The organism is Streptomyces sp. NPDC019890 (genome assembly GCF_044903445.1).
GTDB lineage: Bacteria > Actinomycetota > Actinomycetes > Streptomycetales > Streptomycetaceae > Streptomyces.
This window is the reverse complement of sequence record NZ_JBJDQK010000002.1, coordinates 88,112-105,448: the sequence shown is the minus strand read 5'-3', so window position 1 is coordinate 105,448 and position 17,337 is coordinate 88,112. Positions and strand designations below refer to the sequence as shown.

General features: G+C 69.2%; 18 protein-coding genes and 1 pseudogene. 12 read left to right on the top strand and 7 right to left on the bottom strand.

What is annotated here, in order from left to right; translation table 11 throughout:
- Positions 1-81: 81 nt before the first annotated feature.
- Complete coding sequence (locus tag ACI2LP_RS04880; protein ID WP_360884728.1) at positions 82-1,266, bottom strand: helix-turn-helix domain-containing protein; 1,185 nt, start codon at positions 1,264-1,266, stop codon at positions 82-84.
- Positions 1,267-1,568: 302 nt separating this feature from the next.
- Here ACI2LP_RS04880 and ACI2LP_RS04875 point away from each other — a divergent pair, with 302 nt between their 5' ends.
- Positions 1,569-2,222 (top strand): pirin family protein, encoded by a 654-nt coding sequence (locus ACI2LP_RS04875; RefSeq protein ID WP_404723143.1) that lies wholly within the window; start codon positions 1,569-1,571, stop codon positions 2,220-2,222.
- Between the two features lie 89 nt (positions 2,223-2,311).
- On the opposite strand, the gene ACI2LP_RS04870 is transcribed toward ACI2LP_RS04875, so the two are convergent.
- The gene (locus tag ACI2LP_RS04870; protein WP_404723142.1) at positions 2,312-3,124 is read right to left on the bottom strand and encodes a serine hydrolase domain-containing protein; all 813 of its coding nucleotides are present in this window, start codon (positions 3,122-3,124) and stop codon (positions 2,312-2,314) included.
- 20 nt (positions 3,125-3,144) lie between these two features.
- On the bottom strand, positions 3,145-3,606 hold the full coding sequence (locus ACI2LP_RS04865) for a GNAT family N-acetyltransferase (protein WP_404723141.1): 462 nt from the start codon (positions 3,604-3,606) through the stop codon (positions 3,145-3,147).
- A gap of 86 nt (positions 3,607-3,692) precedes the next feature.
- On the opposite strand from ACI2LP_RS04865, the gene ACI2LP_RS04860 reads away from it, so the two are divergent.
- Both ACI2LP_RS04860 and ACI2LP_RS04855 read left to right on the top strand, forming a co-directional pair.
- The gene (locus ACI2LP_RS04860; protein ID WP_404723140.1) at positions 3,693-4,148 is read left to right on the top strand and encodes a MerR family transcriptional regulator; all 456 of its coding nucleotides are present in this window, start codon (positions 3,693-3,695) and stop codon (positions 4,146-4,148) included.
- Between the two features lie 6 nt (positions 4,149-4,154).
- Positions 4,155-5,171 carry an aldo/keto reductase gene (locus tag ACI2LP_RS04855; RefSeq protein ID WP_404723139.1) on the top strand — a complete coding sequence of 339 codons (1,017 nt, stop codon included), beginning with the start codon at positions 4,155-4,157 and terminating at the stop codon, positions 5,169-5,171.
- Between the two features lie 106 nt (positions 5,172-5,277).
- Here ACI2LP_RS04855 and ACI2LP_RS04850 read toward each other — a convergent pair whose 3' ends face one another.
- A complete protein-coding gene (locus ACI2LP_RS04850; protein WP_404723138.1) occupies positions 5,278-6,147 on the bottom strand; it encodes a DUF4429 domain-containing protein in 870 nt (289 codons plus the stop codon).
- 75 nt (positions 6,148-6,222) lie between these two features.
- Positions 6,223-7,437, bottom strand: coding sequence for an alpha/beta hydrolase (locus tag ACI2LP_RS04845; RefSeq protein WP_404723137.1), 1,215 nt, complete (start codon positions 7,435-7,437; stop codon positions 6,223-6,225).
- Positions 7,438-7,620: 183 nt separating this feature from the next.
- On the opposite strand from ACI2LP_RS04845, the pseudogene ACI2LP_RS04840 reads away from it, so the two are divergent.
- The 3 genes and pseudogenes from ACI2LP_RS04840 to ACI2LP_RS04830 form a co-directional block, all read left to right on the top strand.
- Positions 7,621-7,844 (top strand): annotated as a pseudogene (locus ACI2LP_RS04840) (MFS transporter); the annotation flags it as partial.
- Positions 7,845-8,003: 159 nt separating this feature from the next.
- Positions 8,004-8,387 (top strand): peptidase inhibitor family I36 protein, encoded by a 384-nt coding sequence (locus ACI2LP_RS04835; RefSeq protein ID WP_404723734.1) that lies wholly within the window; start codon positions 8,004-8,006, stop codon positions 8,385-8,387.
- Between the two features lie 49 nt (positions 8,388-8,436).
- A complete protein-coding gene (locus ACI2LP_RS04830; RefSeq protein ID WP_404723136.1) occupies positions 8,437-8,745 on the top strand; it encodes a small hydrophobic protein in 309 nt (102 codons plus the stop codon).
- 27 nt (positions 8,746-8,772) lie between these two features.
- Here ACI2LP_RS04830 and ACI2LP_RS04825 read toward each other — a convergent pair whose 3' ends face one another.
- The gene (locus ACI2LP_RS04825) at positions 8,773-9,564 is read right to left on the bottom strand and encodes a potassium channel family protein (protein WP_404723135.1); all 792 of its coding nucleotides are present in this window, start codon (positions 9,562-9,564) and stop codon (positions 8,773-8,775) included.
- Between the two features lie 62 nt (positions 9,565-9,626).
- Positions 9,627-12,374 carry a pyruvate dehydrogenase (acetyl-transferring), homodimeric type gene (gene aceE / locus ACI2LP_RS04820; RefSeq protein ID WP_404723134.1) on the bottom strand — a complete coding sequence of 916 codons (2,748 nt, stop codon included), beginning with the start codon at positions 12,372-12,374 and terminating at the stop codon, positions 9,627-9,629.
- A gap of 446 nt (positions 12,375-12,820) precedes the next feature.
- On the opposite strand from aceE, the gene ACI2LP_RS04815 reads away from it, so the two are divergent.
- From ACI2LP_RS04815 to ACI2LP_RS04790, 6 genes are all read left to right on the top strand, one after another.
- Positions 12,821-13,249: a DUF3052 domain-containing protein gene (locus ACI2LP_RS04815; RefSeq protein ID WP_404723133.1), complete on the top strand. Its 429-nt coding sequence runs from the start codon at positions 12,821-12,823 to the stop codon at positions 13,247-13,249.
- Between the two features lie 112 nt (positions 13,250-13,361).
- Positions 13,362-13,820: a peroxiredoxin gene (locus ACI2LP_RS04810; RefSeq protein ID WP_404723132.1), complete on the top strand. Its 459-nt coding sequence runs from the start codon at positions 13,362-13,364 to the stop codon at positions 13,818-13,820.
- 139 nt (positions 13,821-13,959) lie between these two features.
- Positions 13,960-14,535 (top strand): TerD family protein, encoded by a 576-nt coding sequence (locus ACI2LP_RS04805; protein ID WP_404723131.1) that lies wholly within the window; start codon positions 13,960-13,962, stop codon positions 14,533-14,535.
- Positions 14,536-14,648: 113 nt separating this feature from the next.
- Entirely contained in the window at positions 14,649-15,224 is a 576-nt protein-coding gene (locus tag ACI2LP_RS04800) for a TerD family protein (RefSeq protein WP_404723130.1), read from the top strand.
- A gap of 131 nt (positions 15,225-15,355) precedes the next feature.
- Positions 15,356-16,498, top strand: a complete 1,143-nt coding sequence (locus ACI2LP_RS04795) for a DUF475 domain-containing protein (protein ID WP_404723129.1) — start codon at positions 15,356-15,358, stop codon at positions 16,496-16,498.
- Positions 16,499-16,595: 97 nt separating this feature from the next.
- Complete coding sequence (locus ACI2LP_RS04790; protein WP_404723128.1) at positions 16,596-17,333, top strand: Tellurium resistance; 738 nt, start codon at positions 16,596-16,598, stop codon at positions 17,331-17,333.
- Positions 17,334-17,337 lie beyond the last annotated feature (4 nt).

Genomic DNA, 17,337 nt, shown 5'->3' with positions numbered 1-17,337 from the left:
TCTCTCTTGTGGACGGCTCCAACCGCCCGTGAGGACAGGGACGAAGAACCGTCAGGGGAATTGTTGGTGTTCGACAAAAGTCTAGGGCTGCGAATCTGCGTCGGCCAGACGCCCCAAGATGAGTGCAATCCGAAGTGTGAACGCGGATCGGACATCGGAGGGTGACCAGCCGGTGACGTCGGTCACACGTCGCAGCCGGTAGCGCACGGTGTTGGGATGGACGAAGAGCATCCGGGCCGCGCCTTCGAGACTGCTCGCTTGCTCCAGATAGACGCTCAGAGTTTCCAGCAGCGCCGACCCTGCTTCTTCCAGTGGTCTGTAGATCTCCTCCACCAACTGCTCGCGCGCGGCGGGGTCCGCGGCGATGGCGCGCTCGGGGAGCAGATCGTCGGCGAGCACCGGGCGCGGGGCGTCCTGCCAGGCCAAACACGCCTTGAGCCCGGCGGCGGCGGCCTGCGCGGACCTGGTCGCGGCGAGCAGATCGGGCACTACGGGCCCTGCGACCACCGGTCCGGCCGCATAAGGCCCGATCAGAGCCTTGGCGACATGCAGCGGATTGTCGCTGCCGCCCGCGATGACGACGAGCCGGTCGCCGAGGACTCCGGTGAGGACCTGGAGCTTGGCGTGCCGGGCGGCACGGCGGATCGCCTCGACGGTGAGTTCGCTGTCACCGTCGGGAGCGGTGCCGAGGATGACGCAGACGTGTTCGGGGGAGTTCCAGCCGAGCGCGGCGGCGCGGGAGACCGCACCCTCGTCGGCCTCGCCGGACAGCACGGCGTTGACCACGAGGGACTCCAGGCGGGCGTCCCAGGCGCCGCGGGCCTCGGCGGCCTGCGCGTACACCTGGGCGGTGGCGAACGCGATCTCACGGGCGTAGACGAGCAGGGCCTCGCGCAGCACCGACTCGTCGCCGGGGGCGGCGACCTCCTCGATCGCCGACTCCATGACCTCGATGGTCGTACGCACCATTTCGACGGTCTGGCGCAGGGTGATCGCCCGGGTCAGCTCGCGCGGAGCTGTGCCGAAGACATCGGTCGAGATCGCCTGCGGGGTCTCCGGATGCCGGAACCACTCGGTGAACGCGGCGATGCCGGCCTGGGCGACCAGGCCGATCCACGACCGGTTCTCCGGGGGCATCGCCCGGTACCACGGCAGCGTCGCGTCCATGCGTGCGATGGCGTTCGCGGCGAGCCGGCCGGAGGACTGTTCCAGGCGGCGCAGGGTCGCGGAATGCTGGTGGGCGTCGTTTGCTGCAGGTTCGGGCACGGGGACAAGAGTGCCTTATCGGGACGGGAGAACGGAGTGGCGGGGTTCTTTGTCCTGGTACGGGCGTCGCACCGCGCGGCGCCGGGGCGCCTCGCGGCCGTGCCGTGCGGCGGCTCGTGGCACGCCGAAGGCGCCGTGTCGCCCGGCGCCGGAAGCAGCCGCGCACCGGCTCGTGTTCATCGCGAGCGCCCGGGTCGCAGGGACCTCGCTTGCCGTGCGAGCCCGGTCCCCCGCGGTGACACCGTTCGCCGCGCGAGGTGCGTCCGGCGAACGGACGGTTGCCGCGGGGCTACCGTGGACCCGTGATTGACGTACGGCGCTCCGCCGACCGCTACCGCGGCGGCGACCCCGCCTCGGGCATCGAGTCCCTGCACGCGTTCTCCTTCGGGCGTCACTACGACCCCGACAACCTCCGCTTCGGCGCGATCCTCGCCTGCAACGAGGAGCGTCTTGAGCCCGGTGCGGGCTTCGACGAGCATCCGCACAGTCACACCGAGATCGTCACCTGGGTCGTCGAGGGCGAGCTGACCCACCGCGACTCGGCGGGCCACGCCACGGTGGTGCGCCCCGGTGACGTCCAGCGGCTCAGCTCGGCGGACGGCGTGCGGCACGTGGAGCGCAACGACGCGGACGTGCCGCTGACCTTCGTACAGATGTGGCTGGCGCCGCTGTCACCGGGCGGCGATCCCTCGTACGAGATCGTGCACGGCATCGCCGACTCGACGCCGTACGCACTCCCCGAGGCGGGCGCGATGCTGCACGTGCGTCGTCTGGCCCCGAGGGAGCGCACTGCGGTGCCGGACGCCCCCGCGGTGTACGTCCATGTCGTACGCGGTGAAGTGCGGTTGGCACAGGACGAGTTGGGGCCTGGCGACTCGGCGCGGATCAGCGAAGCCCAGGGAGTCGAGCTGGCCGCGGCCACCGGTCCTGCCGAGGTCCTGATCTGGGAGATGTGAGCCGGGACTCGTGCGCCGGCCCAGTTGGGGCGGGACCTTCCAGCACGGGATCCAGGCCGTCGACGCCACCGGCTCCGACTGGTCCCGTCTCAGCGCAGCTCGGCGAGCACCGCGTCCGTGAACGCCGGCCAGGCCTCGATCGCCCACGGCCCGAAGTGCCGGTCCGTGAGCGCCACGCAGGCCGCGCCCGCGGCCGGGTCGACCCACAGGAACGTACCGGACTGCCCGAAGTGGCCGAAGGTGCGCGGCGACGACGAACTGCCCGTCCAGTGGGGCGACTTGGCGTCCCGGATCTCGAAGCCGAGACCCCAGTCGTTCGGCTTCTGGTGCCCGTAGCCGGGGAGGATCCCGGACAGTCCCGGATACGTGACCGTCATCGCCTCCAGCACCGTGCGGGCGTCCAGCAGCCGCGGAGCCTGGACCTCGGCGGCGAAGCGGACGAGGTCGTCCACCGTCGAGACGCCGTCCTTCGCGGGCGAGCCGTCCAGCGTTGTCGCCGTCATGCCCAGCGGCTCGAGCACCGCCTGGTGCAGATACTCGGCGAACGGGATCTCGGTCGCCTTGGCTATATGGTCCCCGAGCACCTCGAAGCCCGCGTTGGAGTAGAGCCGGCGGGTGCCGGGCGGGGCAGTCACACGATGCTCGTCGAAGGCCAGGCCCGAGGTGTGGGCCAGCAGATGCCGGACCGTGGAGCCTTCGGGGCCTGCCGGTTCGTCGAGTTCGATCGCCCCCTCCTCGTACGCCACGAGCGCCGCGTACGCCGCGAGCGGCTTGGTGACGGAAGCGAGGGGAAAGCGGTGCGACGTCGGTCCGTGGGAACCGGCGACGGTGCCGTCCGCTCGTACGACGGCGGCCGCCGCGGTCGGTACCGGCCAGTTCTCGATCATCGCCACGCTCTGCATGCGTACGAGACTAGACCGTCCTAAAGGGTGAGCCGCATCGCGGGATCGGGGGTGCGGACGAAGCCGAGCGAGGCGTACAACGGCTCGCCGTCGGGAGAGGCGCGCAGGTCGATCCTGCGTATGCCGCGCTCGCGGAACCAGGCCAGCAGCGCCTCCATACAGGCGCGGGAGTGGCCCCGGCGGCGCAGGTCCGGATCGGTGGCGACGCTGAAGACATAGCCGCTGGTGCCGTGCGGATTGCCGGGGCCGCCGAGCCGGTACTCGATGGTGCCGACCGCGCAGGCCGCCAGGCCCCCGGGCCGCTCGACGACGAACGCGGTCAGGTCGGCATCCGGGTCGGCCAGCCTCTTGCGCAGCGTCGCGACGGCGGCGCTCTGCCAGCTGACGTCCGGATCGGGGCCGAGATACGAGTCCTGCATGACCTTGCGCAGGCGTACCAGTTCTTCGGCGTCCTCAGGGGTGGCGCGTCGTGCGGGGCTCATGGTTCCGCAGGCTATTCGGCGTCGTCCGGAAACTGCCACAGGTTTCCGCTTGCTTGGAGTGCACTCGAAGGTCCTAGCGTTGAGTCATGACGCTGATCGAGAGCACGGCGGTACCAACGGACCTCTGCAAGTCGGCTCCCCCCGCGTATCCGCGCCCCGAGGGGCAGGACAGCTACACGATCAGCGAAGTCGTCGCCTTCACCGGACTCACCGCGCACACCCTGCGCTGGTACGAGCGGATCGGGCTGATGCCGCATGTCGACCGCTCGCACACCGGGCAGCGGCGCTTCAGCAACCGCGACCTGGACTGGCTCGCCTTCGTCGGCAAGCTGCGGCTGACCGGGATGCCGGTCGCGGACATGGTCCGCTACGCGGAGCTGGTGCGGGAGGGCGAGCACACCTTCGAGGCACGGCAGGAGCTGCTGGAGCAGACGCGGCGCGACGTCGTTGCGCGGATCGCGGAACTCCAGGACACACTTGCCGTCCTCGACCACAAGATCGAGTTTTACGCGGGCGCCCACCGGGCGTCGGAGAGGGTCTGAACCCTGATGAGCAACAGCAAGATCGCACAGGTACGGCTCGGGACCAACGGACCGCTGGTCGGCGTGCAGGGCCTGGGGTGCATGGGAATGAGCGAGTTCTACGGGGACACCGACCCGGTGGCCGCCCGGGACACCCTGGAGGCGGCGCTGGAGGCGGGCGTCACGCTCTTCGACACCGCGGACGTGTACGGGCGAGGGGCCAACGAGGAGTTCCTCGCGCCGTTCTTCGGGGCGCACCGCGACGAGATAACGCTGGCAACCAAGTTCTCCATCGAGCGGACCGACGACCCGCACTACCGGGGCATCCGCAACGACCCCGCGTACATCCGGCAGGCCGTCGAGGCGAGCCTCACGCGGCTGAAGACCGACGTCATCGACGTGTACTACATGCACCGCCGCGACCCGGCCGTGCCGTTTTCCGAGTCCGTCGGCGCGATGGCCGAGCTGGTCGAGGAGGGCAAGGTCAAGCACCTGGGGCTGAGCGAGGTCACCGGCGCGGAGCTGCGCGAGGCGCACGCCGTGCACCCGATCGCCGCCCTGCAGTCGGAGTGGTCCCTCTTCAGCAGGGATGTGGAGCGCAGCGCGGTGGGCGCGGCGGCCGAGCTCGGCGTCGCCTTTGTGCCGTACTCGCCTCTCGGGCGCGGCTTCCTGACCGGGGCGTTCGCGGACGCGGGCAAGGAGCTGTCGGCGGACGACTTCCGTCAGTACCAGCCGCGCTTCACCGGTGACAACGCCAAGACGAACGCCGCGCTGCTCGAACCCGTGCACAAGATCGCGGCGGCGCACGGGGCGACGGTCGGGCAGGTGGCGCTGGCCTGGGTGCAGCAGCAGGCCGAGGTGCACTCACTCGCGGTGGTCCCGATCCCCGGCACCCGTAGGACGAGCCGGCTGCTGGAGAACGTCGGGGCGACCCGGCTGAAGCTGACCGCGGACGAGCTGGTGGTGCTGGAGCCGATCGCCGGGCTTGTGGCGGGGGACCGCTACCCGGACATGTCCTCGACGTCGGCGGCCCGCGAGGGCTGAGCCCGACCGGGGCGAAGACTGCGAAGCCGCCGCGAGCAGCCCGGTTGGCGCCGGCTCGCGGGCGGCCCCTTGCACCCCACGCGGTCAGCCGCCGCGAGGACGCCGCCTACAGCTCCGACAGCAGCTCCGCCTTCTTCGAACTGAACTCCTCGTCCGTCACCAGACCCGCCTGGTGCAGCTCCCCCAGGTGCCGTATCCGCTCCGCGATGTCCGCAGGGTCGCGTCGGCCCGGCCGCAGTGCCGGGACCGGCGCGGAGCCGGTGTTCCGTACGGACTCGAGCACCGCGGCCGCGAACGGCAGCGACTCGTGCACCGGGCCGTATCTGAGCCCGAAAAGCACCGCCGCCGGGTCCTGGTCCACCTGGGCCGGCCCGGCCCCGTCCTTCCCGGGCTCCTCGCCGCGCCGCAGCAGGCGCAGATAGCCGTCGAAGGCCTCCGGAGAGCGCCACTCCACCCCGCTCAGCTCAGCCACCGGGAAACTCTGGTCGCCCGCCTTCCACTTGGCGGACGACGCGCCCGTCCACGACCAGCGGAAGGAGACCTGCGAGCCGTCGAAGGAGGCCTTTCCGTCGTACGCCTTGAAGTGCATCGGGGCCTCGGGCGCGGCCACGGAGTACTGTTCGGCCGGCCGGTCCGCGTCCGCCGGCAGCAGCGCGCGCAACTCGTCCGCGTAGTACTCCGCCAGCGTCTCGCGCTCCGCGGGCAGCACCAGGCGGTACGGGTCGCAGCCCTCCCTCAACTGCCCGGCCGCCGCCTCCATCAGCGGATCCGCGCCGGGTCTCGGCACCGCGTGCAGCACCACCGTGCCGCGCTTGCCAGGGGAGAGCGTCACCGCCGCCAACGCCTCGTGGGGGATGCGCCGTTCGCGAAGCGTCTGGAACAGCTTCGGCGTGCGGAGCCCCCGTTCGAAGCGGATGAGCACGGAGTCGGTCTCGAACTCCCAGGTGGCTTGAATTCCGGCCAGCACATCACCCATACGCCTCACCGTATATGGCGTGCGTCTGTGCGTCGCCCCTCGGTGCCCAGCCCGGTCCATGATGCTCTACGCGCGTCAGGCCGCCTCGTCGCCGTAAATACCACTGCGGCACGTGTCGTCCTCGCTCGCGCAGCTCACGCCGTCGTACGAACCGACGCCTATCTCCGCGAAGTTGCTGAGGCTGTCCGTACCCGGCTCGAAATAGCCGGTGTGACCGACGGCGCCCGCGGCCGACATGACCCGCGCTCCGAACGCCGGCGTCACCGGGTCCTCGCCGTGTCCGAGCCCGCCGACCGCCAGATGCGGGACGTCCTGGATCCAGTCGTCGCCGTCCCGCATCGCCCACACGCGGGCGTGAGTTCCCAGTCCGGCCACGTTCGGGGCGCGCATGCCGGGGCTGCCGGCCACCGCGATGTCCCCGACGCGGGTGGGCAGCCGCCGGGCCGCGACGCCGCACACCACGGAGCCGTAACTGTGGCAGAACAGCGCGACCTTGGAGTCGCCGGGCAGCGCGCCGGTGAGCGCGGTCAGCCGTACCGCGCCGGCCTCGGCAAGCCGGCCGATGGCCGAGTCCATGCCGACGCCGACGGGCGCGGTGTAGTCGGCCCAGGCGATGACGGCGGTACGCGTACCGGGGGCCGCGGCCCGCTCGGCAGAGTACAGCGACTGCGCCATGCCGAGAGGTGCGGAGTACTTGCGGGTGGTCCGCTGGAAGGTGAGCAGATTGGTGTCGACGCCGGGGACGATCACCGATACGCGCTCGGCGCGGTCGAGGTCGCCGAGTACTTCGGCGACCTTGCCGGGCCCGGACGGGTCGAACGCGAGGATCTGCCGGTCGGCGCTCATGAGCGCCTGGAACCGGTGCATGCGGCGGACCGCCTCGTGATGGCCGTCCGCGGTGAGGTTGGGGTCACTGACGCGCTTGCGCTCCTGGTCGAGCGAGTGCGCAAGAGCCGTGCGGTTGGCGCGGTAGCGCAGGGTGACCGGGGCACCGTTGAGATTGCCGACGACGAGGGGGTACCGGTTGGCGAGACGGGCCCGCTGGGCGCTGCCGAGCGATCCGAAGAAGGCGGCGACCCGCTGCGGGGGCGCCGTCGTGGCGGGCAGCGCGCGCGCCCCGATCCGGGCCTTCGTCCAGCCGGCCAGCTCGGCCTCGAGAGCGTCGCGGGGACCGCTCTGATGTCGTACGGCGGTCCAGCCGGTGGTCGCCAGCATGATGAACACGACCGCGAGGGCGAGGAGGGCGCGCCAGGCGGTGAGGGTGGTGGGGGAGGAGTCGAAGGAAGTCACTGCGGGACACCCTAGGAGACGCGCGAGGGGGCTCGTGCAGACCGTGAGGTAGATCACGTGTCTGGGAGGGTGCGAGGGGGAAGACCGTCACATTCCGTGCGCGCGGGTCGCACGCTCCGGTGCGTATGGGCGCCCCGTGGAGGGGGCGCCGTCGATATCCGGGGCTGCGCCCCGGCACGCAGCGCCCAGTCGGACCAGGCTTCGGAAGCCGTTCGGGTGGGCGTGCCGCCGGTGGCGCCCGGGACGCCGCCCGCCATCGCCGCGAAGATCGTCGGCGTCGCGCACGACACCTTCGTCTCGGGCATGGGCCTTGCCTGCCTGGTCGCCGCGGGCGTGGCGGTCTTCGTCGCCCTGCTGCCAAGCGCGGCGCGAACGCCGACGCGGGAGCGGGCGCGGCCCGCATCTGACGTCAACCGCGTGCGTACGACAGCCCCGCCGGGCCGGCCCGGCGGGGCTGTCGCCTATCCGGGTGATCTGCCCCGAGCGCCCTTGCCCGCTGCGACGACCGCCGGTCAGGGTGCGGTCAAGTGATCAGTACGACACGGGGGTTGATCGACATGCGCGACATGCGAAAGAGCGTCATGGCCGGAGTCCTGCCCGGGGCTGTGGCCGGGGTCCTGGCCGCGGCTGTACTGGCGTCCCCGGCGGCAGCCGCCGCGCCGCCCCGCCTCGGGGAGTGCGCGGCCGGAGAGCTCTGCCTCTGGGAGAAGGGGGACTTCAAGGGCGAACGCCAGGTCCATGAGCTGTCCGGCACCGACATCGAGAGCTGTGTGCCGCTGCCGCCCGGCACCACGGCCGAGGCGCTCGCCAACCGGACCGGACGGCCCGTCACCACGTACCAGTCGGCGGAGTGCGAGGAGACGGGCGAGTTCGAGACCTACCCGGGCGGCGGCACCTGGGTGCCCCAATCCCCGTACCGGGTCAGAGCGTTCAAGGTCTGGGAGCGCTGAACCGGGGTACCCGCTTGTCCGAGCCCCGATTCGACAACCTCAGGGAGTGATGATGGCGGGCTTCGGACACACAACGCGCAAGCACCCTCGTTCACGTGGCCGCACGTGGTCACGGAGCGGGCCGGACCGCGCGGCACTCGGAATCATCGGGCTGATCTGTGCGATCGCGGGATTCTTCGTGCTGGGGATAATCCTCGGCCCGATTGCTGTCGCCTGCGGCTGGCTCGGCATGGGCCGCCGCTGGAACGGCGCACAGCCGGTCCCGGCGCTGGCCGCCGTCGTGCTCGGTGGTATTGACACCCTGCTGGCGATCATCTGGCTTGCGGGCGCCACGGTTCCCGCGAGCGGGATGTGGTGACGGCCGGCTCCGTACAGCGGAGGTCCGTCAGCCCCGCACCGCGGGTTCCTCGGGTGGACCGACCGGGGTGGGCACCGCGCCCGCCCCGGTCACCGAGAGCGCCGCCACCTGCTCCCGCAACGCCTTCACCTCGGCGGTCAGCGCCTCAAGGAGCGCCGTCTGCCGCCGCTCCTCCGCGTCGTCCCGCTCGAAGCGGGAGATGAACCACGCGGCGATATTGGCGGTCACGACACCGAGCAGCGCGATCCCGGCGAGCATCAGCCCGACCGCGAGCACCCGACCGAGGCCCGTCGTCGGTGCGTGATCGCCGTACCCGACCGTCGTCATCGTCGTGAACGACCACCACACCGCGTCGCCGAGGGTCTTGATGTTCCCGTGCGGCGCGTCCCGCTCCACATGGAGCACGGCGAGCGAGCCGAACATCATCAGCCCCACCACCGCGCCCCCGACGTACGTCGTCAGGGTGATCTGAGGCGCCATCCGGGCCCGACGGCCCACCAGCAGCAGTGTGGAGACGACCCGCAGCAGCCGCAGGGGCTGCACCAGCGGCAGCACCACCGCGAGCAGGTCCAGCGGATGGCTGCGTACGAACAGCCACTTGTCCGGGGCGAGCGCCAGCCGTACGAGGTAGTCGACGGCGAAGGTGCCCCAGACCGTCCACTCGGCCACCGTGCAGACGGTGAGCATCCAGCTGTCCGCGTCGGGCGCCACGATCGGCACGGCGTACGCGACGGCGAACACCACGGCGAGCGTCAGCAGGGGTGTCTGCATGCGCTGTTCCCACCGGACCTGCGCTGTTCGCTGTTTCATGCCAGGCATCGTAGGCAAGCCGAAGGGCGGCGAACCCCATGGGTTCCGCCGCCCCTCACCAAGCCATGTGCCTACGCGTCGCCGCCCGCAGCGCCCGGGGCCGCCGCCGCCACGTCCAGCAGCTGGTAGCGGTCCACCGCCTGCTTCAGCACCGAGCGGTCGACCTTGCCCTCACGCGCGAGCTCGGTGAGCACCCCGAGCACGATCGACTGCGCGTCGATGTGGAAGAAGCGCCGTGCCGCGCCGCGCGTGTCCGCGAAGCCGAAGCCGTCCGCGCCCAGCGACTGGTAGGTGCCGGGAACCCAGCGCGAGATCTGGTCCGGGACCGAGCGCATCCAGTCCGAGACGGCCACGAACGGGCCCTCGGCGGCGGACAGCTTCTGCGTCACATACGGGACGCGCTGCTCCTCCTCCGGGTGGAGCAGGTTGTGCTCCTCCGCCTCGACGGCCTCGCGGCGCAGCTCGTTCCACGATGTCGCCGACCAGACGTCGGCCTTGACGTTCCACTCCTCGGCGAGGATCTTCTGCGCCTCGAGCGCCCACGGCACGGCGACACCGGAGGCCATGATCTGCGCGGGGATCGCACCGGCCTCGCCCGCCTTGTAGCGGTGGATGCCCTTGAGGATGCCCTCGACGTCCACGTTCTCGGGCTCGGCCGGGTGCTGGATCGGCTCGTTGTAGACGGTGAGGTAGTAGAAGACGTCCTCGCCGTGCGGGTGCTCCTCGGACGAGCCGTACATCCGCCTCAGGCCGTCCTCGACGATGTGCGCGATCTCGAAGCCGAAGGCCGGGTCGTACGCGACACAGCCCGGGTTGGTCGAGGCGAGCAGCTGCGAGTGGCCGTCCGCGTGCTGCAGACCCTCACCGGTCAGAGTCGTACGTCCCGCGGTCGCACCCAGCACAAAGCCGCGCGCAAGCTGGTCGGCCATCTGCCAGAACTGGTCGCCAGTGCGCTGGAAACCGAACATCGAGTAGAAGACGTAGACCGGGATCAGCGGCTCGCCGTGCGTCGCGTACGCGGAACCCGCCGCGATGAGCGAGGCCGTACAGCCCGCCTCGGAGATGCCGTCGTGCAGCATCTGCCCGGTCGGCGACTCCTTGTACGCGAGCAGCAGATCGCGGTCCACCGACTCGTACTGCTGGCCCAGCGGGTTGTAGATCTTGGCGCTCGGGAAGAACGAGTCCATTCCGAAGGTGCGGTACTCGTCCGGCGCGATCAGCACAAAGCGCTTGCCGATCTCCTTGTCCCGCATCAGATCCTTGAGCAGCCGTACGAACGCCATGGTGGTGGCGATCGACTGTTGGCCCGAGCCCTTCTTGACCGGGGCGTACGTCTTCTCGTCCGGCAGGGCCAGCGGCTTGGACCGCACGATGCGGGTCGGGACATACCCGCCCAGCGACTTGCGGCGGTCGTGCATGTACTGGATCTCCTCGGAGTCGCGCCCCGGGTGGTAGTACGGCGGCGCGCCGCTCTCCAGCTGCTGGTCCGTGATCGGAATGTGCAGCCGGTCGCGGAAGCCCTTGAGGTCGTCGACCGTCAGTTTCTTCATCTGGTGGGTCGCGTTGCGGCCCTCGAAGTTCGGGCCGAGCGTCCAGCCCTTGACGGTCTGGGCGAGGACCACGGTCGGCTGGCCCTTGTGCGCCTTGGCCGCCGCGAAGGCCGCGTAGACCTTCTTGTGGTCGTGACCGCCGCGGCCCAGGTGCAGGATCTGCTCGTCGGTCATGTTCTCGACCATGGCGCGCAGCCGGTGGTCGTCGCCGAAGAAGTGCTGACGGATGTACGCGCCGGTCTCGGTCGCGTACGTCTGGAACTGGCCGTCCGGCGTGGTGTTCAGCTTGTTGACCAGGATGCCGTCGCGGTCCTGCGCGAGCAGCGGGTCCCAGGAGCGGTCCCAGACCACCTTGATGACATTCCAGCCGGCGCCGCGGAACTGCGACTCCAGCTCCTGGATGATCTTGCCGTTGCCGCGTACCGGGCCGTCGAGGCGCTGCAGATTGCAGTTGACGACGAAGGTCAGGTTGTCCAGGCCCTCGCGGGCGGCGATGGAGAGCTGGCCGAGCGACTCGGGCTCGTCCATCTCGCCGTCACCGAGGAACGCCCAGACGTGCGACGGGGAGGTGTCGGCGATGCCGCGCGCCGCCATGTAGCGGTTCATCCGCGCCTGGAAGATCGCGCCGAGGGGGCCGAGGCCCATGGAGACGGTCGGGAACTCCCAGAAGCCGGGCATCAGCCGCGGGTGCGGGTACGACGACAGACCGTTCGGGAACTTCGACTTCTCCTGACGGAAGGCGTCGAGCTGCGACTCGCTCAGCCGGTCGAGCAGGAAGGCGCGGGCGTAGATGCCGGGCGAGGCATGGCCCTGGAAGAAGATCTGGTCGCCGCCGTCGCCCTCGTCCTTGCCACGGAAGAAGTGGTTGAAGCCCACGTCGTACAGCGAGGCGGAGGAGGCGAACGTGGCGATGTGGCCGCCGACGCCGATGCCCGGGCGCTGCGCACGGGAGACCATCACCGCGGCGTTCCAGCGGGTCGCGTTGAGGATCTTGCGCTCGATCTCCTCGTTGCCGGGGAAGAACGGCTCGTCCTTGGTGGCGATGGTGTTGACGTAGTCCGAGCTGCGCATCTCGGGCACGGCAACGCGCCTCTCGCGCGCCCGCTCGATCAGGCGGAGCATCAGGTAGCGGGCCCGCTCCCGGCCCCGCTCGTCGACGGCGGCGTCGAGTGAGTCCAGCCACTCCTGGGTCTCTTCGGGATCGAAGTCCGGGACCTGGCTGGGAAGGCCGCCAATGATGATCGGGTTGCGATCGGATCCGGAAGCCACGCTATTCCTTCGCTGTTCGGTGGGTTCTGCACTGGGATGTCTGAGCGGTGTCGCACCGCCTCCATCGTGTACCGCGGGGAGGAAAACGTCACCTCTACTGAGGGGTAACCCCGGTTCTCGCGGACATCCCGCCCGAACCCCGGTTCCGGGTCCGGTCAAATCGCAACCTTACGCCCAAGGCGTCCATGCGTTTCGTTTTCGTGTTCGGTTCCGATTGGCGTACTGAAAGGGCAGAATGCCGCAAAGGTGGCCGAATGGTGTGCCATCCAGCATGGGAAGGGGTCGAGCGTGCCTGGAGTTGCGTCGAGACGGCCGCAAACGTCACCGTTTCGGCGGTCTGGACGGCCGGGTACTTGCGCGATCCGCCCCGCCCGTGTGGACTACGGCCAACGCCACGCGTACGCGCGCGGCTGCAGCATTTACCGAACATGATCAGGAGGCAAGCCGTGAGCGCGACCGCGGACCACGCGGAGGAGCGGACCAACCCGGCCGGAAGGCTGGGGTTCGAGCCCGGACAGGTGGTCCAGGAGATCGGCTACGACGACGACGTCGAGCACGAGCTCCGTGAGGGCATCGAGGCTGTCACAGGCCAGGAACTCGTCGATGAGGACTACGACGACGTCGCTGACGTCGTGGTGCTGTGGTTCCGGGACGACGACGGCGACCTTACGGACGCGCTGGTGGACTCCATCGGCCTGCTCGACGAGGGCGGCGACATCTGGCTTCTGACGCCGAAGACCGGCCGGGACGGTTACATCGAGCCCAGCGACATCAACGAAGCCGCGCAGACCGCCGGTCTCTCCCAGACCAAGAGCATCAGTGCGGGCAAGGACTGGTCGGGCACCCGACTGAGCGCCCCCAAGTCCAAGCGCTGAGCTCCGATCGCCCGAAGGGCCCCCACCGGCATCCGTCGGCGGGGGCCCGCTGCGTAGGCTGGAACACCACCCGTACGGACCAGTCCGGCTCAACAAGCGAAGGATGCACGTCATGGCGATCGAGGTCGGCACCAAGGCCCCGGACTTCGAGCTGAAGGACAACCACGGCCGCACCGTGAGCCTCGCCGAATTCCGCGGCGAGAAGAACGTGGTGCTCCTCTTCTATCCCTTCGCCTTCACCGGCGTGTGCACGGGCGAGCTCTGCGCGCTCCGGGACGAGCTGCCGAAGTTCGTCAACGACGACACCCAGCTGCTCGCCGTCTCCACCGACTCCATCCACACCCTGCGCGTCTTCGCCGAGCAGGAGGGCCTGGAGTACCCGCTGCTCTCGGACTTCTGGCCGCACGGCGAGACTTCGCGTGCGTACGAGATTTTTGACGAGGAGAAGGGCTGCGCCGTGCGCGGCACCTTCGTCATCGACAAGGAGGGCTTCGTGCGCTGGACCGTCGTCAACGGTCTGCCTCAAGCCCGTGACCTGAACGACTACATCAAGGCGCTGGATACCCTCTGATCCCGCGTCCCCGGCTCAACGGGCGACCTCCCGCACCAAAGTCTGTTTTGAGCGGGAACCGGTCACTAGGATCCATTCGTTGATCCGATACACCGACGCACGACGGGGGCACCGCCCCTGACAACCAATGGAGGGACTCGTGGGAGTCAGCCTCAGCAAGGGCGGCAACGTCTCGCTGACCAAGGCCGCGCCCAATCTGACCGCGGTCACCGTCGGTCTGGGCTGGGACGTCCGGACCACCACCGGCACCGACTTCGACCTCGACGCCAGCGCCCTGCTGACCAACGCCGAGGGCAAGGTCGCCAGCGACGGCAACTTCGTCTTCTTCAACAATCTGAAGAGCCCGGACGGGTCCGTCGAGCACACCGGTGACAACCTGACGGGCGAGGGCGAGGGCGACGACGAGCAGATCAAGGTCAACCTCGCCTCGGTTCCGGCCGACGTCGACAAGATCGTCTTCCCGGTCTCGATCTACGAGGCCGAGAGCCGCCAGCAGTCCTTCGGCCAGGTGCGCAACGCCTTCATCCGCGTGGTGAACCAGGCCGACAACAACGAGCTCGCACGCTACGACCTGAGCGAGGACGCCTCGACCGAGACGGCCATGGTCTTCGGCGAGCTCTACCGCAATGGCCCGGAGTGGAAGTTCCGCGCCATCGGCCAGGGTTACGCCTCGGGCCTGCGCGGCATCGCGCAGGACTTCGGCGTCAACGTCTGAGCAGGCCGCACACCGTCCGGCGCCGCACCCACCGTGCGGCGCCGGACGTGCCTGTGCAACCAGGCGCCGGACGTGCCTGTGCAATCAATCGTCAGCTGGGGAGGACCAGGATCATGGGCGTCACGCTCGCCAAGGGAGGCAATGTCTCCCTCTCCAAAGCCGCACCGAACCTCACTCAGGTGTTGGTCGGGCTCGGCTGGGACGCGCGCTCCACCACGGGAGCCGACTTCGACCTCGACGCCAGCGCCCTGCTGTGCAGCGGTGGCCGCGTCCTGGGCGACGAGTACTTCGTCTTCTACAACAACCTCAAGAGCCCGGAGGGGTCCGTCGAGCACACCGGTGACAACCTCACGGGCGAGGGTGAGGGCGACGACGAGTCGCTGCTGGTGGACCTCTCCAAGGTGCCGGCCAATGTCGACAAGGTCATATTCCCGGTCTCCATCCATGAGGCCGACAACCGCGGCCAGACCTTCGGCCAGGTCAGCAACGCCTTCATCCGCGTGGTCAACCAGTCGGACGGCCAGGAACTCGCCCGCTACGACCTCAGCGAGGACGCGTCCACCGAGACCGCGATGATCTTCGGCGAGCTCTACCGCTATGGCGGCGAGTGGAAGTTCAGGGCCGTGGGACAGGGGTACGCGTCGGGGCTGCGGGGCATCGCTCTAGACTTCGGGGTCAATGTTTCCTAAAGCGCGTGTCCGGGTTGATCAAAGACCCGGCCGGCCCCCGGGAGTGTCTGCTGGGGGTCCGGGGTCACTCCCGGGGCGATGCATGCGTAAAGCGGCGCGGGGGAGACCCGTACACAACGATTGGGTAGCCAGTGGTCCTGAAAACCTTCGGCTGGTCGTTCGCAGTAACTGCGCTCGGCCTGGTCGCGGCGGTGTTCTACGGCGGATGGGCGGCCTTGGGGCTCGTCGCCATCCTGTCGATTCTTGAGATCTCGCTGTCCTTCGACAACGCGGTGGTCAACGCCGGCGTGCTGAAGAAGATGAGCGAGTTCTGGCAGAAGATCTTCCTCACCATTGGTGTCCTGATCGCCGTCTTCGGTATGCGGCTGATCTTCCCCGTCGTCATCGTCGCGATCACTGCGAAGATCGGGCCCATCGAGGCCGTCGACCTCGCGCTGAACAACCATGACAAGTACGAGCAGCTGGTCACCGACGCCCACCCGGCGATCGCCGCCTTCGGTGGGATATTCCTGCTGATGATCTTCCTGGACTTCATCTTCGAGGACCGGGACATCAAGTGGCTGAGCTGGATCGAGCGCCCGCTGGCCAAGCTCGGCAAGGTCGACATGCTCTCGGCCTGCATCGCGCTGATCGTGCTGCTGATCACCGCGGCCACCTTCGCGGTCCACGCCCACCAGTACGGCGGCCACCACGCCGACAAGTCGGCGACGGTGCTCACCGCGGGCATCGCGGGACTCATCACGTACATGGTCGTCGGCGGCCTCTCCGGCTACTTCGAGAACAAGCTCGAGGAAGACGAGGAGCGCGAGCACGAGGCCGAGGAAGAGGCCAGGAAGGCCGGCAAGCAGGTCTCGGCCGTCAAGCTCGTCGGCCGGGCCGCGTTCTTCATGTTCCTCTACCTCGAGGTACTGGACGCGTCCTTCTCGTTCGACGGCGTCATCGGCGCCTTCGCGGTCAGCAACGACCCGGTGGTCATCGCGCTGGGCCTCGGCATCGGCGCCATGTACGTCCGGTCGCTCACCGTCTACCTGGTCCGCCAGGGCACCCTCGACGACTACGTCTACCTGGAGCACGGCGCGCACTACGCGATCGGCGCCCTGGCCGTGATCCTGCTCGTCACCATCCAGTACCAGATCAACGAGGTCATCACCGGTCTCGTCGGCGTGGTGCTGATCGCCTGGTCCTTCTGGTCCTCGGTGCGCCGCAACAGGGCGCTCGCGGCGGAGGACGGGGACAACTCCGACGAGAAGCAGGAAGTCAGTTCCGGGGTGTGACCCGGCTGCGATTGCGGAACGCTCTGAGCGGGGCGGCACCGAGGCACCGGCCTCGGCGCCGCCCCGCGGGGTTCACCGAGAGATGTGGGGGTGGGGCATGGCTTTCTGGGACAGCCTGTGGCAGGGCAGGTCAAGGCAGTTCGACTCGGGCAGTGCCGCGACGAACTCCATAGAACTGACCAGGCGGCACCCGACGGTCTCGCTCAGCAAGCAGGGCGCGGCCACCGGCAATCTGCGCGTCAACCTCTCCTGGCGGATGCGCACGTCCGACATCGAGGGCAGGTCCAAGCAGAGCGGCAGACTGCTGCGGCACCCCTTCAAGCTCTTCCAGCCCGATGTGGTCCAGGCACACACCCAGGGTGTGGTCAATGTGGACCTCGACCTCGGCTGTCTCTATGAGCTGACCGACGGCAGCAAGGGCGTGGTACAGCCGCTGGGCGCCTTCTTCGGGTCTCTGAACGGCCCGCCCTTTGTGAAGCTCAGCGGCGACGACCGGTTCGGCTCGCCGTCGGGCGAGACGATCTTCGTCAATCTCGATCACCAGGAGTCGATCAAGCGGCTGCTGTTCTTCGTCTACATCTACGACCAGACGCCCGCCTTCGACCGTACGCACGCTCATGTGACGCTCTACCCGAGCAACGGCCCGCGGGTGGAGATCGAGCTCGACGAACGGGCCCCGCAGGCCCGTTCCTGCGCGGTGTTCGCCCTGGAGAACGTCAAGGGCGAGCTGGTCGTGCGGCGCGAGGTGAAGTTCGTGTACGGCTTCCAGGCGGAGCTCGACCGGCTCTACGGGTGGGGGCTGCAGTGGGGCCGCGGCTACAAGAGCCGGGTGTAGCCGT

What these genes read in the sequence shown, in the direction of transcription:
- ACI2LP_RS04800 (WP_404723130.1), top strand. Translation starts at nt 14,649, where the DNA reads ATGGGCGTCACGCTCGCCAAGGGAGGCAATGTCTCCCTCTCCAAAGCC.
- ACI2LP_RS04860 (WP_404723140.1), top strand. Translation starts at nt 3,693, where the DNA reads ATGACGCTGATCGAGAGCACGGCGGTACCAACGGACCTCTGCAAGTCG.
- ACI2LP_RS04855 (WP_404723139.1), top strand. Translation starts at nt 4,155, where the DNA reads ATGAGCAACAGCAAGATCGCACAGGTACGGCTCGGGACCAACGGACCG.
- ACI2LP_RS04810 (WP_404723132.1), top strand. Translation starts at nt 13,362, where the DNA reads ATGGCGATCGAGGTCGGCACCAAGGCCCCGGACTTCGAGCTGAAGGAC.
- ACI2LP_RS04830 (WP_404723136.1), top strand. Translation starts at nt 8,437, where the DNA reads ATGATGGCGGGCTTCGGACACACAACGCGCAAGCACCCTCGTTCACGT.
- ACI2LP_RS04865 (WP_404723141.1), bottom strand. Translation starts at nt 3,606, where the DNA reads ATGAGCCCCGCACGACGCGCCACCCCTGAGGACGCCGAAGAACTGGTA.
- ACI2LP_RS04835 (WP_404723734.1), top strand. Translation starts at nt 8,004, where the DNA reads ATGCGAAAGAGCGTCATGGCCGGAGTCCTGCCCGGGGCTGTGGCCGGG.
- ACI2LP_RS04850 (WP_404723138.1), bottom strand. Translation starts at nt 6,147, where the DNA reads ATGGGTGATGTGCTGGCCGGAATTCAAGCCACCTGGGAGTTCGAGACC.
- ACI2LP_RS04870 (WP_404723142.1), bottom strand. Translation starts at nt 3,124, where the DNA reads ATGCAGAGCGTGGCGATGATCGAGAACTGGCCGGTACCGACCGCGGCG.
- ACI2LP_RS04825 (WP_404723135.1), bottom strand. Translation starts at nt 9,564, where the DNA reads ATGCCTGGCATGAAACAGCGAACAGCGCAGGTCCGGTGGGAACAGCGC.
- ACI2LP_RS04790 (WP_404723128.1), top strand. Translation starts at nt 16,596, where the DNA reads ATGGCTTTCTGGGACAGCCTGTGGCAGGGCAGGTCAAGGCAGTTCGAC.